14 protein-coding genes are annotated in these 15,326 nt (G+C 74.1%); 3 read left to right on the top strand and 11 right to left on the bottom strand.

What is annotated here, in order from left to right; all coding sequences use genetic code 11:
• Nucleotides 1–152 precede the first annotated feature (152 nt).
• A complete protein-coding gene (locus JQN72_RS02130; protein WP_204133516.1) occupies nucleotides 153–758 on the top strand; it encodes a TetR/AcrR family transcriptional regulator in 606 nt (201 codons plus the stop codon).
• A gap of 135 nt (nucleotides 759–893) precedes the next feature.
• On the opposite strand, the gene JQN72_RS02125 is transcribed toward JQN72_RS02130, so the two are convergent.
• The 7 genes from JQN72_RS02125 to JQN72_RS02095 form a co-directional block, all read right to left on the bottom strand.
• Complete coding sequence (locus JQN72_RS02125) at nucleotides 894–2,039, bottom strand: hypothetical protein (RefSeq protein ID WP_204133515.1); 1,146 nt, start codon at nucleotides 2,037–2,039, stop codon at nucleotides 894–896.
• A gap of 184 nt (nucleotides 2,040–2,223) precedes the next feature.
• On the bottom strand, nucleotides 2,224–4,572 hold the full coding sequence (locus tag JQN72_RS02120; protein ID WP_204133514.1) for a GNAT family N-acetyltransferase: 2,349 nt from the start codon (nucleotides 4,570–4,572) through the stop codon (nucleotides 2,224–2,226).
• Nucleotides 4,569–5,891: a lysine N(6)-hydroxylase/L-ornithine N(5)-oxygenase family protein gene (locus JQN72_RS02115; protein ID WP_204133513.1), complete on the bottom strand. Its 1,323-nt coding sequence runs from the start codon at nucleotides 5,889–5,891 to the stop codon at nucleotides 4,569–4,571. Before JQN72_RS02115 ends, JQN72_RS02120 begins: the two co-directional genes overlap by 4 nt.
• Nucleotides 5,888–7,384, bottom strand: a complete 1,497-nt coding sequence (locus JQN72_RS02110) for a pyridoxal-dependent decarboxylase (RefSeq protein ID WP_204133512.1) — start codon at nucleotides 7,382–7,384, stop codon at nucleotides 5,888–5,890. The genes JQN72_RS02115 and JQN72_RS02110 overlap by 4 nt, the downstream gene beginning before the upstream one ends.
• A gap of 81 nt (nucleotides 7,385–7,465) precedes the next feature.
• A complete protein-coding gene (locus tag JQN72_RS02105) occupies nucleotides 7,466–8,188 on the bottom strand; it encodes an HpcH/HpaI aldolase/citrate lyase family protein (RefSeq protein ID WP_204133511.1) in 723 nt (240 codons plus the stop codon).
• A gap of 22 nt (nucleotides 8,189–8,210) precedes the next feature.
• Entirely contained in the window at nucleotides 8,211–9,743 is a 1,533-nt protein-coding gene (locus JQN72_RS02100; protein ID WP_204133510.1) for an ATP-dependent DNA ligase, read from the bottom strand.
• Between the two features lie 122 nt (nucleotides 9,744–9,865).
• A complete protein-coding gene (locus tag JQN72_RS02095) occupies nucleotides 9,866–10,300 on the bottom strand; it encodes a GNAT family N-acetyltransferase (protein WP_204133509.1) in 435 nt (144 codons plus the stop codon).
• Between the two features lie 117 nt (nucleotides 10,301–10,417).
• Between JQN72_RS02095 and JQN72_RS02090 the strand changes: the two genes are divergently transcribed.
• Nucleotides 10,418–10,879 carry an SRPBCC family protein gene (locus JQN72_RS02090; protein ID WP_204133508.1) on the top strand — a complete coding sequence of 154 codons (462 nt, stop codon included), beginning with the start codon at nucleotides 10,418–10,420 and terminating at the stop codon, nucleotides 10,877–10,879.
• Nucleotides 10,880–10,909: 30 nt separating this feature from the next.
• Here the strand turns inward: JQN72_RS02090 and JQN72_RS02085 are convergent, their stop codons facing one another.
• Genes JQN72_RS02085 through JQN72_RS02075 form a run of 3 tightly spaced genes read right to left on the bottom strand, consistent with a single transcriptional unit; the run spans nucleotide 10,910 to nucleotide 13,792 of the window.
• The gene (locus JQN72_RS02085; protein WP_204133507.1) at nucleotides 10,910–11,503 is read right to left on the bottom strand and encodes an LUD domain-containing protein; all 594 of its coding nucleotides are present in this window, start codon (nucleotides 11,501–11,503) and stop codon (nucleotides 10,910–10,912) included.
• Entirely contained in the window at nucleotides 11,496–13,037 is a 1,542-nt protein-coding gene (locus JQN72_RS02080; protein ID WP_204133506.1) for a lactate utilization protein B, read from the bottom strand. Before JQN72_RS02080 ends, JQN72_RS02085 begins: the two co-directional genes overlap by 8 nt.
• On the bottom strand, nucleotides 13,034–13,792 hold the full coding sequence (locus tag JQN72_RS02075; protein WP_204133505.1) for a (Fe-S)-binding protein: 759 nt from the start codon (nucleotides 13,790–13,792) through the stop codon (nucleotides 13,034–13,036). The genes JQN72_RS02080 and JQN72_RS02075 overlap by 4 nt, the downstream gene beginning before the upstream one ends.
• Before the next feature lie 62 nt (nucleotides 13,793–13,854).
• On the opposite strand from JQN72_RS02075, the gene JQN72_RS02070 reads away from it, so the two are divergent.
• Nucleotides 13,855–14,541 carry a haloacid dehalogenase type II gene (locus tag JQN72_RS02070; protein WP_204133504.1) on the top strand — a complete coding sequence of 229 codons (687 nt, stop codon included), beginning with the start codon at nucleotides 13,855–13,857 and terminating at the stop codon, nucleotides 14,539–14,541.
• A 13-nt stretch (nucleotides 14,542–14,554) separates the two neighbouring features.
• Here the strand turns inward: JQN72_RS02070 and JQN72_RS02065 are convergent, their stop codons facing one another.
• A complete protein-coding gene (locus JQN72_RS02065; RefSeq protein ID WP_204133503.1) occupies nucleotides 14,555–15,316 on the bottom strand; it encodes an enoyl-CoA hydratase-related protein in 762 nt (253 codons plus the stop codon).
• Nucleotides 15,317–15,326: the final 10 nt, after the last annotated feature.

Genomic DNA, 15,326 nt, shown 5'->3' with positions numbered 1-15,326 from the left:
TCGTCCGTCATCCGCCGCAGCGATACGGGAAATCGTCATCTGGAAGCTCCTCTACGCGCCGACACCTCTGGCGGCTCCCGGAACTCTGACACCCTCGAACAAACTAGTCAAGGCGTACTAGTCAGCCCGTCTTACACAGCTATGGTGTCGCCATGGCGCTCTCGCCTCCGACCCTGCCCGTGCAAGCTCGTGCGTGGGACACGCGCGAGCGCATCCTCACAGCGGCGGTGACGTGCCTCGCCGACGAGGGCTACAGCGCTACGACGACATCGCGAATCCAAGAGATCGCGGGGGTGTCCCGCGGCAGCATCCTGCACCAGTTCCCCTCCCGGGAGGATCTGCTGATCGCGGCCGTCCAGCACCTCGCCGCGCAACGAGACGGCGGCCTCGACCTCGACGAGGAGACGCTCGACGTCGGCGGCGACATCGATCGCGCCATCGACGTGATGTGGAGCATGTTCCACGGCGCGCTGTTCCGCGCGTCTCTCGAGCTCTGGGTCGCATCCGCGCACGACCCGGCGCTCGCAGCGGCCCTCGGCCCTCGCGAGCGGGAGCTCGGCCGTCGCAACCGCGCTCGCATCCAGCGGCTGTTCGGCCCTCGGCACACGAGCCACCCGCGCTTCAACGACCTGATCTCGCTCATGCACAACAGCATGCGCGGCGTCGCGCTCACCTACTCCTTCGACCCGCGGGACATCGCCACCGACCCGCATCTCGACGTCTGGCGCCGCGCGGCGCATCACATGCTCGAGGCATAGTGTCGGGACGAGGTGCCGTTCACCGTCACCGGCCGCGCGCGTCGTCACGACATCACAGCGCCGCCTCGCGCGTGCACCACGTGCACGACCGCCTGAGAGGAGGGCTCGCCGTGTGACCGGGCGAGAGCAGCCGGGTCAGAGGTTGCGGCGCCAGGGCTCGACGGTCGTGGCGATGGTCTCCTCGGTGACGATCATGTCGCCGAAGGCCTCACGCGCCCGCTGCAGGACGGCCGGGTCGGGGTTGATGTCGCGCACCCACGGTTCGGGGTCCTTGGCCTGGACCAGGAAGCGGCCCGCAGGCAGGGGCTCGACGTGGAAGTCCTCGAGGTCACGCGCCTTGGCCAGGTGGGATGCGGTGAGGACCTGCGCGACGGAGGCCTCGGCCACATACTCACCGAGTAGGTGGTCGATGCGTCCCGACGCCAGGGCGTTCTCCTGCGGGGTCGGCTGCCGGGCCAGGTGGTAGGGGATGTCCCACAGGTCCGGCATGGCCGGCGAGGCATGACGGACGAAGCCCAGCTCGGCCCACGGGGCGCAGATCTTCAGACCCTCGATCAGGACGGCGAGGTTGTCCACCGGGCTGCGTGAGGTGTCGATGACCTGCATGTGAGCCTCCGCCTTGGGCCCGATGAGAAGACTTCTCCGTCGGCGCGGGCTCTTCAGGTCCGCTGCGAAGATGCGGATCGGATCGTCCGGCCACCGGACGAGGAGCTCTCGCGGAAAGTCCGCGGGAGCGACGCGGCGCACGCCTCGGTTACGGACGTAGGAGAGGTCAGCACCAGGAAATCGCAGCCAGTCACGGATCTCGTCCGTGGTCTCGGTCAGCACCCCGGACGGAGGCCCAGACGTCGTCCGCGTCTCGTGCGACGTCGTGAGCTGCGCGAACCCCGCCAGCGCCGGAGGGGCCTCCCACAGATCTTCTCCTGTCGCGATCCGCCGTGGGCGAATGAACGGCCGGACCTGCATCGCGGGTGTGCCCGACAGGGCCTCGACGAGCTCATCCAGCCAGGCCAGAGCCTCCTGCTCGGATCGTGTCGGGTTGCTCAACGCCACCAGACACGACCCCGCCACCCCGTAGTCCACCGCTCCGCGCGCGGGATGCTCCGGCATCCGCTCGCGCGCCGCCCGGTCGGCCTGCCCCACCGCGTCCTCGACGAGGCGCAGCAGCTCGTCGGACGTCATCGCCCCGCCGGCATCGTCGACGACGACGTCCACCGAGTACCACTTTCCCTTCGCCACCGCAGCATGCAGCTCGGCCGGGACGCGCGATGAAGCAGCCACGCGACGAACCGTACGCGTGCCCGGGGCTTCGGTCAGAGCCCCGGTGAGGCACTCCGGAGAGTGGCACCCGGAAGGTGGAGGTGGTGGGCAAGGATCATGCCACCCAAGCTGGCGCTCGGCACCCGACGGGTCCGGACGACCCCCTCAGGCACGCCGTCCGGGCCCGACCGCGCCCTGCCCGGCGTCACGACATCGCAGCGCCCCCTCCCCGGGCCAGTGGGTTGGGCATCCGGCCGGCCAGGGCCAGAGCGCTCGCCGGGTCGGAGAGGTCGACCATCTGCCGGTTGTTCCGCAGCTGCAGCCGGTTGAGGCACGAGTGCGGGAAGTCGGGTGCGAGCTCGTCGTGCCGCGCGAAGGACTCCGCCAGCTCCGGATGGCGCTCCCGGTAGCCCTGCACCACCCGAGCCGCCTCGTCCCAGAAGGCGTCGGCGCCCAGCACGCCCTCGCGGTCGAGCAGGCCCGCCAGATGACGCAGCACACCGTCGACGACATCCGTGAGCACCGACAGCACGTGCAGCTCGTCGGGCACGTCGGCCCGGACCCGGTCGACGCCCGGAGGCAGCGGGACCTCCGGGTCGAGCACGGCGACCTCCTCGCCGATGTCCTTGAGGACGGCACGTACCGGGACGTACCCGCGCATCGCGAGGATGAGGTTCTCGCCGTGCGGCATCGTCACGAGCCCGTGCGCGTGCAGCAGGTGCACGACCGGCACGAGGTAGGCCCCGAGGTAGCGCCGCAGCCACTCCCGCGGTGCCAGCCCGGACGCCCGGACCCACGCCGCGGCGAGCGAGCGCCCGTCCCCGTCCACGTGCAGCAGGGCCGCCATCGTCGTCAGCCGCTCGCCCTCGGCCGCCGACGGTGTCTCCCGCCAGAGCGCCGCGAGCATCTTCGTGTAGCCGGACGGGCCGAGCTCCTCGTACAGCGGGTGCCGGTAGCCGACGGCGGCGACCTCCCGCAGCACGGAGAAGCCGCGCGCGGCGAGCTCGGGGTCACCGGCGACGACGTCGTGCACCCAGTCGTTGATGGCCGGGGTGTGCTCCATGTACGCGGCGGACAGCCCGCGCATGAAGCCCATGTTCAGCACCGACAGCGCGGTCTTGACGTAGTGCCGGTCCGGCCGGGTCGCGTTGTGGAACGTCCGCAGCGACTGCTGGGCCCGGTACACGTCGGAGGACTCCCCGAGCAGGACGAGGTCCCCGGCCGCGACCTCGGGTGCGTAGGTCACCGCGAGCTTGTGCTCCCACTGCCACGGATGACACGGCACGAGCACGTACTCGTCCGGGTCGGCGCCCCGGTCCACGAGCGGTTGCCGTAGCCGTGCCAGGCCGTCCGCGCCGAGCTCGGCCACGAGCAGGTCCTCCATCCGCAGGCCCCGCCGGGTGGCGACGACGGCGTGGTCCCGGCGGACCGCGACCCAGAGCAGGCGCACCGGCCGCGCGGCCTCGGGCGTGTACGCGGCGTTGCCGCGCGCGCCGAGACCGAGCCGTCCGTTGTTCGCGACGAAGCCGGGATGGCCCTCCGTCATCGCCGCCTCGATCTCGGCGAAGGTGGCGTCGACGAGACGGTCGACCCCCGGCGCCTCCGGCCCGTCCTTGCGCATCCGGCCCTCGACGGTGCTCGCCAGCTCCTCGAGGTAGACGGGGACGACGTCGTCCGGCATGTCCAGGCGGGAGCGCACGTCGAGGACGAGCCGCCGCGGGTCGGGCTCGCCCGGGACGCCGGCGCACGTGCGGCGGATGCTGCCCGGGTCGACGTCCCAGTGCTCGAGCGGCAGGACGCGGGCCGCGAACGTCCACTCCACGGACGGGTCGTCGCCGCGCACCACCCATCCGTCCGCGGCACGTTCGGGGACGAGGACCCGCTCGTGCGACAGCTCGGCGAGCGCCTTGGCCGTGACGTGCCGCGCAGCACGGGCCAGCCGCTCGGGGGCCAGGTGCGTCCCGAGCCGGCCCGGCGAGGGCTCGAGGCCGCCGGATGCCGCGAAGTCGGCTGCGGTGCAGACCGACAGCAGCGCCGTCTTGTCGGGCAGGTCGAGGGTGCGCAGGACCCGGAACCCGACGTCGGCGTTGAGGGCGTGGACGGCCGTGTTGCCGACGTCCGGCTCGACGACCACCCGCAGCGCCCCGGGCCTGGCCAGGCACTCGGCGACGACGCGGCGCAGCACCGCGCGGGTCAGCCCGGGCACGTGGCCGTCCGGCGGGGCGACGAGGACGTGCATCCCGACGTCCCCCTCGGCCACCTCGGGCACGTCGGAGAGCAGGTGCCGTTGCGGGTCGTAGAGCTCGGCGAGGAAGGCCGGCTGTCCGTCGAGCTCGCCGACGAGTGCACTCTGGTGCGGGTCGGCCGCGATCTGCGCGTACGCGGCGCGCACGTCGTCCGGGCTCGCGTCGAGCATCCCCCAGTAGTGCGACCGCGGGTGGGTGAGCCAGCCGTGCAGCAGCGGAGCGTCGGCGTCCGGGTCGACCGGCCGCAGGGTGAACGCGCGGGCCAGGTCGTGCACCCGCGACGGAGCGGTGGCGGTCGTCGTCGTCATGCGCCGACCTCCGTCCGGGCACGCACCGCGAGGTCGGCGGGGACCCCGAACTCCTGGAACGCGATCCGCTCCTCGACGCGGTAGACCTCGCGCCCGAGCACGCGGTTGAGGATGACCGAGTTGCGGTGGGCACCCATGCCGAGGTCGGGGGCGGTGAAGCCGTGGGTGTGCAGCTCCGCGTTCTGGACGAATACCTCGTCACCGGCGTGGTCGACCGCGTAGTGGGGCAGGACGTCGAGGCGTCCGCGCGCGTCGAAGCGCAGCCGGTCGGCGATGCCGTCGAGGACCGGCGGCGTGCCGGCCCGGTACCCCGTGGCGGCGATGACCGCGTCCGTGTCCAGCCGCATGGCCTCGCCCGTCTCGGTGTGCCGCAGGTCGAGCCCGACGCCGGCGCCGCCCGGCTCGGCGCCGGTCACCTCGGTGCAGGTGAGCAGCCGGCACGGCGGTGGGCCGTCGAGGCTCATCCGGTACAGCCGCTCGTGCAGCGCGTCGACGAGGTCGGCGCTGATCCCCTTGTAGAGCCCTTGCTGGGAGGCGAGCAGGCGGTCGCGCTGGGCCGGCGGCAGCCCGTGGAAGTGCCGGACGTACTCGGGGGAGGTCATCTCGAGCGTCAGCTTGCTGACGTCGAGCGGGAGGAACCGGGGCGAGCGGGTGACCCAGGTGACCCGCGGGCCACGCCCGGCCTCGGCGGCGTCGAGCAGGTCGGCGACCACCTCGGCCGCGCTCTGCCCACCGCCGACGACGGTGACGTGCCCGAGCCGGTGCAGCGCCTCCCGGTGGCCGGTGTAGTCGCTCGTGTGGCACGACGGCCCGGCGGCCTCGACGGCCGGCCGCAGCCCGTCCGGCACGTGGACCGGGGTCCCGGTGCCGACGACGAGCCGGCGCGTGCGGTGGTGGTGCCGCTCGCCCGTCACCGGGTCCCGGGAGACGACGACGTAGTGCTCGCCGTCGTGCTGCACCCGCTCGACGCGGCGGCCGGTCTCGATGCCCGGCAGCTGCTCGGCCACCCAGCGGCAGTAGGCCGTGTACTCGGCCCGCAGCGGGTGGAACGTCTCCCGGACGTAGAACGGGTAGAGGCGGCCGGTGCGCTTGAGCCAGGCGAGGAAGGAGTAGCGGGACGTGGGGTCGGCCAGGCTCACGAGGTCGGCGAGGAAGGGCACCTGGAGGCTTGCGTCCGGGAGCATCATCCCGGGGTGCCAGTCGAAGGCACCGCGGGACTCGAGGACGACGAGGTCGAGGTCGTGCGGCTCGGCCAGCGCGGCCAGACCGAGGTTGAACGGCCCGAGACCGACGGCGAGGACGTCGTGGACGCGGCTCATCGGGCCCCCTCCCCACGCGTGGTGACGACCGCCTGCCGGGACCGCGCGCCGCCCGGGTCGTCCGCCGCCAGGGCATGGACCCGGTCTCGGACGAGGTCGACCACCTCGGCCACCTCGTCGGGGGTCGTGGCCGGGTTGAGCAGGGTGAGCTTGAGCCAGGTCCGGCCGTCGACCCGGGTCGCGCCGACCGCGGCGACGCCGTCGTCGAAGAGGCCCTCGCGGGCACGGTCGTTGAGCCGGTCGTCCTCCTCGGGCTGCCCCGCGGTGACGACGCGGAACAGCACGGTGCTCAGCTGGGGTGCCACGAGGATCTCGCAGTCCGGTGCGGCGGCGACGTGACGCGCCGCCGTCCGGGCGAGGTCGACCACGGTGTCGAGGTGCTCACCGATGGCGTCGGCCCCGCTGGCCCGCAGCGTGCACCACAGCTTGAGCGCGTCGAACCGGCGCGTCGTCTGGAGCGTGACGTCCACCTGGTTGGGCCGCCGATCGTCGTCGGCGCCCTCCGGGTTGAGGTAGTCGGAGTGGTGGACGGCCAGCTCCAGCAGCGCGGCGTCGCGGACGACCAGGGCGCTCGCCGCGACGGGGAGGAAGAAGGTCTTGTGGAAGTCGACGGTCACGGAGTCGGCGTGCTGCACGCCGTCGAGGAGCCCACGGTGCCGGTGGCTCGTCACGAGACCACCGCCGTAGGCGGCGTCGACGTGCGCCCAGGCGCCCGCGCCCCGGGCCTGGGCGACGACATCGGCGAGCGGGTCGACGGCCCCGGCGTCGGTGGTGCCCGCGGTGGCGACGACCGCCATCGGCACGCCGCCCTCGGCCCGGACGGCGTCGAGCGCCGACGCCAGGGCGTGGGGGTCCATCCGGCGCCGCACGTCGACCCCCACCTCGACCACCGCGTCCGAGCCGAGGCCGAGGAGATGCGCCCCGCGCCGGATGCTGTCGTGCGCGTCGACCGAGCAGAGCACCCGCAGCCGGGGCAGGAGCCCGGCCCGTCCGCCGTGAACGGCGACCGCGTGCTCGCGGGCGAGCAGCAGACCGTGCAGGTTGGACTGCGTGCCCCCGGTCGTGAACACCCCGCCCGCCTCGTCGGGCAGCCGGAGGCGACCGGCGACCCACGCGAGGAGGCGCCGCTCGACCATCGTCGCGCTCGTGCTCTGGTCCCAGGTGTCCATCGAGGTGTTGACCGCCGTGGCCATGACGTCGGCCGCGACGGACTCGACCGTGACGGGGCAGTTGAGGTGCGCCTGGTACCGCGGGTGGTGGAACCACACGGCATCGTCGAGCCAGACCCGGCGGAGCTCGGCGAGCACGGCGTCCCAGGACGGCAGGGGACGGTCGAGGTCGACGCGGGCGATGCGTCTGCGGGCGGTCGCGGGGTCGGTCGGGGCGACCGGCCGCGCGGCCCGAGCCATCGCGTCGGCGACCTCGGCCACGGCCAGACGGGTTGCGAGGAGCAGGTCCCCGGCCGTGTCGCGGGTCAGGAGCTGAGCGGTCATGAGCATCCTTCCGATTAGGTAAGCCTTACCTAACTCGGAAGGATGCCGACGCGCAACTCGAGAGGTCGCGGACGGCCGCGATCAGTCCTCGGAGTCGGTCAGCAGCGACCGAAGACCGGCGTCGACGACCTCGGCGTCGTTCGTGACCGCGAGGTGGTCGAGCCCGTGCGCCCGCATCCGCCGGGCCCGGTCGGGGGTCCCGGCAAAGCCGCCGGCGAGGAGGCCCTGGCGCCGCGCCGCCGCCACGACCCGGGCGAGCGGCCCGTCGGGTGAGTCGTCGTCGAGCAGCGCGTCCGGGGTGGTCCCGAGCGACAGCGCGAGGTCGAACGGCCCGACGAACAGGCCGTCGACGCCCGGCGTGGCGGCGATGGCGTCGACCTCGTCGAGCGCTCCCGGCGTCTCGACCATGACCCAGCACCGGACGGTGTCGTTCGCGGCCTCCGGGGTGGGTGCCTCGCCTCCCCACAGCGGAGGGAACGGGCCCCAGCTACGCTCACCGAGCGGCGGGTAGCGGGCGGCGAGTGCGGCCCGTTCGGCGTCGGCGGCCCCGGTGACCGAGGGGACGATGACGCCCGCGGCCCCGGCGTCGAGGGCCGCTCCCGCCCAGGCGGCGTCGACCGCGGGGAGCCGGACGAGGAACGGGGCCGGGGCGCCGTCGAGGGCGCGGCCGACCGCGTACAGGTCACCGCGGCCGACGGGCCCGTGCTGGGCGTCGACGACGAGCCAGTCGAACTCCCCGCGGGCGAGCCGGCGCAGGAGGTCGAGGTCGGTGGTGCAGGTCCAGATGCCGCGGGTTCCGTCCACGACGGTCATCGTGCCACCGGGCTCACTCGCCGCCGAGGGCCCGGACGGCGTCGATGGTGTCGGTCTCGTCGGGGCGCTTGTCGTCGCGGTAGCGCAGCACCCGGGCGAACCGCAGCGCCACCTTGCCCTCGTAGCGGGAGGAGCGCTGCACGCCGTCCAGCGCGATCTCGACGACCTGCTCCGGACGCACGGTCACCACGTACCCGTCGGTCGGACCATCGGCGAGCTCGGTGAAGCGCTCGGTCTGCCAGCGCAGCATCTCGTCGGTCATCCCCTTGAAGGTCTTGCCGACCATGACGAAGCCGCCGCCCTCGGGGTCGCGGGCGCCGAGGTGGATGTTGGACAGCCAGCCCGTGCGGCGGCCGGAGCCCCGCTCGACGGCGAGGACGACGAGGTCGAGGGTGTGGATGGGCTTGACCTTGACCCAGCCGCTGCCGCGCCGCCCGGCGGCGTAGGGGCTCGCGGCGTCCTTGACGACGACGCCCTCCTGCCCGGCCGCGACGAGGTCGTCGAAGAACGTCTGCGCCTCGGCGGGGTCGGTGGTGACGACCCGCGGCACGACGAGGTGCGGCGCGAGGGCGGCGAGCACCTCGTGGCGCTCGATGGCCGGGGTGTCGACGAGGTCGCGGCCGTCGGCGTGCAGGACGTCGAACAGGTACGTGGTGAGCGGCACCTCGGCCATCAGCGTCGCGACGTCGGCCGAGCTGGCCGTGCGGGCCCCGGTGACCTGGAACGGCGCCGGGCGGCCGTCGCGGACGACGATGGCCTCGCCGTCGAGGACGAGGTCGCCGCCGGGCAGCCCGGCCACGGCCTCGACGACCTCGGGCACCCGCTCGGTGATGACGTCGAGGCTGCGGGTGAAGACGGTGACCTCGCCGTCCCGGCGGTGCACCTGGACCCGGATGCCGTCGAGCTTGCCGTCGACGAGCATCTCGGCGCCGTCGAACGAGCCGGCCGCCTCCTCGACGGTCTTGGCGGAGGCGGCGAGCATCGGGCGCAACGGCCGGCCCACGACGAGCCCCACGGCGTCCAGGGCGTCCTGCCCGCCGCCGGCGGCGATCTCGGCGACGTCGTGGGTGAAGCCGGCGAGCATGACCGCCCGGCGGACGGAGGCATCCGGGACGTCGTAGGCGCGGGCGACCGCGGCGAGGACGACGCCGTCGAGAGCGCCCTGACGGAGGTTGCCGGTCATCAGCGCGCGGAGGAAGCGCTGCTCGTCGGTGGTGGCGCGGCCGAACAGCGCGGCGAGCTCGGCCCTGCGGGCGGCCGTGGAGCCGGCGCCCGCCGTCGTGGCCAGGCGGTCGAACGCGGCGTCGACCTCGGCCACGGTGAGCGACGGCTCGTCCGCGGCCTCCGGCAGCGAGGACAGCGAGCGGTAGCCCACCCCGAGCCGCCGCTGCGGCAGCACCCCGGAGAGGAAGGCGACGACGGTGGCCACCTCGGCCGCGTCAGCCCGCGCGAGCAGCGCGGCGATGGCCTCGGTCTTCGCGGTGCGCGACCGGGTGGCCGCGACCTCGGCCGAGACGGCCACGAGGTCGGCGAGCGCGACGTCCATCCCGTCATCCTGCCGCCTACCACCGACACGCCCTCCCCCGACGTCCGCTCCCGGCATCCGCCGACACGCCGTAGGAGACCACCGTGGGGCGCGGACGTACGGAGCAGAGGTCGGGGAAACGGTCAGCGGTAGAGGCGCATCGGCACGTGCGAGATGCCGTCCTCGAGGAACTCGGCCCCGTCGCGCTCGAAGCCGAACCGCGCGTACCAATGCTCGAGGTGGGCTTGCGCGTCGAGGACCACCGGCCCGCGCGTCGCCGCCAGCACGGCCTGGACGAGAGCAGCCGCCACGCCGGCACCGCGCGCGGCCCGTGCCGTGGCCACCCGTCCGACCCGGACGACCCCACCCCCGTCGTCCAGCACGCGCAAGGTGGCGGTGACCCCGCCGTCCTCGCCCTCCGCCCAGAACTGCAGCGCCCCGGGCTCGAGGTCGCGGCCGTCGATGTCCGGGTAGAGGCACTCCTGCTCGAGCACGAAGACGTCCTGACGCAGCCGGAGCAGCTCGTGCAGGACGACCGCCGGGAGCTCGGCGGTGGGGGCGGAACGGACCACGGTCATCGGGCCATCCTGGCGCAGTCCGGCGCGAGGGCACCGCAGACCCCCCCGGTCTCGTCCCGCAGGGACCGGGCCGCACCTGCCGGACCGCTCGGGCGGGACAGGAGGCAGGATCGGGACATGGACGACGACAAGAGGATCACTGTCAGCCGCACGATCGACGCCCCCGCGAACGCGGTGTTCGACGTGCTCACCCTCCCCCGGAACCACGTGCAGCTCGACGGCTCCGGGTTCGTGGTGTCCGACGAGCACGGCGACCGCATCACCGGAACCGGCCAGGTGTTCACGATGAACATGACCGGCGACCACATGGGTGGCGACTACAAGACCGACAACCATGTGGTCGGGTACGAGCCGAACAAGCTGCTCGCCTGGAAGACCGCTCCGGCCGGCACCGAGCCGCCCGGGTGGGAGTGGGTCTGGGAGCTGACCCCGCAGGGCCCGGACAGCACCGAGGTGACGTGCACCTACGACTGGAGCCAGGTCACCGACAAGGAGCTGCTCCAGAAGGTCTCCTTCCCGCTGGTCTCCCAGGAGCAGATGGAGGACAGCCTGAGCAAGCTCGCCGCCACGGTGGGCTGACCGGCCGCCATCGACCCCTCGAGACTCGCCCTAGCCCTCCACGACGACGACGTGCAGTGTCCGGGGGCCGTGCACGCCCTCGACCCGGTCGAGCTCGATGTCGCTCGTCGCCGACGGCCCGCTGACCCAGGTGAGCGGGCGGGCGGGGTCGAGCGCCGCGAGCGCGTCGGGGACGTCCGGGACGACCTGGTCGGCGCGGACGACGCACACGTGCACGTCCGGAACGAGGCTGATGGCGCGCCGGCCCTGCCCGGGCCCGTGGTCGAGGACGATCGTGCCCGTCTCGGCGACCGCGACCGCGCACCCCGTGACGACGGCGGCCACGGCGTCGAGCTCGAGCGCGGTGAGGCCGTCGTCGACCCGGGCGCCCTCGACCTCGACGGGCAGCCCCTCCGGCACGACGACGTCCCCCTCGGGCAGCGCGGCCGCGACCGTCGCGGCGACCTCTTCCGGGCCGCACCGCTGCACGACCGCCCGGTAGTCGGCGACCCGCTCGCAGAACAGGTCTAGCGTCCCCGGCCCGGCCGCCACCCCGGGCGGGGACGCGGCGGGATCGACGGACGCCTCGACCCCGGCGAGCGCGGCGCGCACCGCCGCGAGGATGTCGGCCCGCGCGTCAGCCATCACGGGCCTCCTCGACGTGGCCCTCGTCGGCGCGTTCCCCGTCGGTGCGGCCCCCGTCCGCCCGGCCGCCGTCGGTGCGGGCCCACCACTGCCGGAACGACTCGGCCGGCGGCGCCGGCAGGTCGCGGGCACCGGTCCATGCGGCGCCCGGCCCGGGCAGCCGTCCCGCGGCACGACGGCCCCCGGGGAGCGACGAGCGGCCGAGCCGACCCATCACCCGCCCCACGAGCCCGGACGCACGCTCCGCGAGCCCGAGCCGCGCCGCGTCCCCGAACGCCCACCCGGTGCCGCGCATCGCCACGGCCTCGGGCTTCGGGACGGGCTCGTCGCGGTGGGCGTCGACGACCTTCGAGCGCAGGTGGACGAGGACCTCGGGGATGTCGATCCGCACCGGGCACACCTCGAAGCACGCCCCGCAGAGCGACGACGCGTACGGCAACGAGTCGGTCTGCGGGTCACCCGTCCCGCGCATGAGCGGGCCCAGGATCGCCCCGATCGGGCCGGGGTAGACCGACCCGTACGCGTGCCCGCCGACCCGCTCGTACACCGGACAGACGTTGAGGCAGGCCGAGCAGCGGATGCAGCGCAGCGCCTGCCGCCCGACCTCGTCGGCGAGCGCGCGGGTGCGGCCGTTGTCGAGGAGGATGACGTGCACCTCCTGCGGGCCGTCCCCCGGGGTCACCCCGGACCAGGTCGAGGTGTACGGGTTCATCCGCTCTCCCGTGGACGAGCGCGGCAGCAGCCGCAGCAGCGGGTCGAGCTCGCCCCACGTGGGGACGACCTTCTCGATCCCGACGACCGAGACGAGCACCTCGGGCAGCGTCAGACACATCCGGCCGTTGCCCTCGGACTCGACGACGACGAGCGTGCCCGTCTCGGCCACGGCGAAGTTGGCGCCGCTCACCCCGACCCGGGCGCGCAGGAACTTCTCGCGGAGGTGCTCGCGCGCCGCCGCGGCGAGCACGGCGGGCTCGTCGGTGAGGTCGTCCGGGGCAGGGCGCCCGACGACGGCCATTCGGCGCAGGAATATCTCGCGGATCTCGGCCCGGTTGCGGTGGATGGCCGGCACGAGGATGTGGCTCGGCAGGTCCTCGCCGAGCTGGACGATGAGCTCGGCGAGGTCGGTCTCCCAGGCGGCGACGCCCTCTGCCTCGAGGGCCTCGTTGAGCCCGATCTCGGCGGTCGCCATCGACTTCACCTTGACGACCTCGTCCGCCCCGTGGGCCTTCGCCACCTGCGCGACGACCGCGCACGCCTCCTCGGCGTCCCGGGCCCAGTGCACGGTGGCGCCGTTCGCCGTGAGCTTGCGCTCGAGGGTGAGCAGGTGCTCGTCGAGGCCGTGCAGCGCCCGTTCCTTGACGGCCGCCCCGGCGAGCCGCAGCTCCTCCCAGCCGTCGACCTCGGCGACGACCCGGGCCCGCTTGTCGCGGATGACCCCCGTGGCGTGTGCGAGGTTGTGCCGCAGCTGGGTGTCGGCCAGGGCGGTCCGCGCCGCGACGGGGAAGGCCGGCATGCCGACGAAGGTGCGGCTCATCGGACGGCCTCCGCCCGGTCCTCGGTGGATGCCAGGACCTCGGCGAGGTGCATCGTGCGCACGCCCGAGCGCTGGCGGGACAGCAGACCGCCGATGTGCACGAGGCACGAGGAGTCACCCGCGACGAGCACCTCGGCGCCGGTCTCCCGGACGTGCCGCGCCTTGTCCGAGCCCATCGCGACGGAGGTGTCGGCGTTCTTCACCGCGAAGGTGCCGCCGAACCCGCAGCACTCCCGGGCCGCCGGGAGCTCGCGGAGCCGCAGCCCGCGTACTGCCTCGAGCAAGCGCCGCGGCCGGTCGCCGACACCGAGCATCCGCAGCGAGTGGCACGTCGGGTGGTAGGTGACCGTGTGCGGGAAGTAGGCGCCGACGTCGGTGACGCCGAGGACGTCGACGAGGAACTCGGAGAGCTCGTGCACCAGCGGGGAGGTCCGCTCGACCGCGGAGGCCAGGGCCGGGTCACCGGCGCGGGCGGCGATGAGCCGCTGCTGGTGGCGGGCCGACCCGGCGCACGAGCCGGACGGGGTGACGACGGCGTCGTAGCCGTCGAAGGCCTCGACGAACCGCCGCACGGCGGGCACGGCCTCATCGAGGTAGCCGGTGTTGACCATGGGCTGGCCGCAGCAGGTCTGCGCCTCGGGGAAGTCGACGTCCACCCCGAGCCGGCGCAGCAGCGTGACGACCGCCTTCCCGACATCGGGGAACAGGGCGTCGTTGAGACAGGTGACCTGAAGGGCGACCTTCACGGGGCCCATCCTCCACGATCGACGGGCGGCCCCCGGGTCGCGGTCCACGCCGGGTCGCGGAGAATGGCCGGATGAGCGCCACCGCACCGGCCCCGGCCGTCGTCGTCCTAGACGTCAACGAGACGCTGTCCGACATGGCACCGGTCGCCGACCGGTTCACCGACCTCGGGATGCCCGCCCACCTCGCGCCCACGTGGTTCGCCGGGCTGCTCCGCGACGGCATGGCGATCACGGTGACGGGAGGCAACCCGTCGTTCGCCGACCTCGCCCGCGCCTCGCTGCACGGGCTCATGGCGCGGATGCCGGACGGCCCGGCCGATCGGGACGCGGCGGCCGACTCCGTCCTCGAGGCGTTCATGGGGCTCTCGCTGCACCCGGACGTGGCACCGGGACTGCGCGCCCTCGCCGACGCCGGCATCCGGCTGGTCACCCTGAGCAACGGGGCGACCGCGGTGGCCGACGGTCTGTTCGAGCGGGCCGGGCTCGCCGGGGTGGTCGAGCGGACACTGTCGGTGGCGGACGCGCCGCGCTGGAAGCCGGACGCCTCCGCCTACCGGTACGCGCTGGAGGTCTGCGGGGTCGACGCGGGCGACGCGATGCTCGTGGCGGTGCACCCCTGGGACATCCACGGTGCGGCGTGCGCCGGCCTGCGCACGGCCTACGTGGCGCGGGCCGAGGCGCCGTACCCGCCGACGATGGAGGCACCCGAGCTCGTCGTGACGTCCATCACCGACCTCGCGGAGCGCCTGACGGGCTGACCCACGCCGGGCCTCAGCGACCGCGGAACTCGGGCCTGCGCTTGCCGACGAACGCCGCCGCACCCTCCCGGTGGTCCTCGGTCGCCCCGAGCCGGCGCTGCCCCTTCCCCTCGCGGGCGAACGCGCCGTCCAGGTCGAGGGCCGCCGCGTTGACCGCGGCCTTGGTCTCGGCGTACGCCAGCGGCGGGCCGGCCGCGAACGCGGCGAGCAGCGCTGCGGCGCGGGCGTCGAAGTCCTCGGCCGGGACGCTCTCGGCGACGAGCCCCCAGGCGGCCGCGGTGGCGCCGTCGACGGCCTCGCCGGTGAGCGCGAGCCGCATCGCGCGGGCCCGCCCGACCGCCGCGGTGACCAGGGCGGTCGCCCCGCCGTCAGGCATGAGGCCGATCCGGCTGAAGGCGAGGACGAACGGGGCGTCGTCGCGGGTCAGCACGTAGTCGCAGGCCAGCGCCATCGGGACGCCGATCCCGGCCGCGACACCGTGCACGAGCGCCACGACGGGCGTGCGGGCGGCGACGACGGACCGGACGAGCCGCTCGCCCGCCTCGAGGACGCCCATCGTCGCGCCGTCGGCGGTGAGCGGCGCCCCGGAGCAGAAGCCCCGCCCGGTGCCGCCGAGGGCGACGACGCGGATGTCGGGGTCGGCGTCGAAGCCGGTGAGCGCGGCGACGATCGCGTCGCACATGTCGGGGTCGACGGCGCCCAGCCGCTCGGGAGCGTCGATCGTGATCCGGCCGATGGGTCCGTCCGCCTCGCTGCGGACCGTCGCGGTGCTCATCGCCCCATCC

It is taken from the genome of Phycicoccus sp. CSK15P-2 (assembly GCF_016888005.1).
Taxonomy (GTDB): domain Bacteria; phylum Actinomycetota; class Actinomycetes; order Actinomycetales; family Dermatophilaceae; genus Phycicoccus.
The sequence above is the reverse complement of the archived record's forward strand: the minus strand, read 5'-3'. Positions and strand labels throughout refer to the sequence as shown.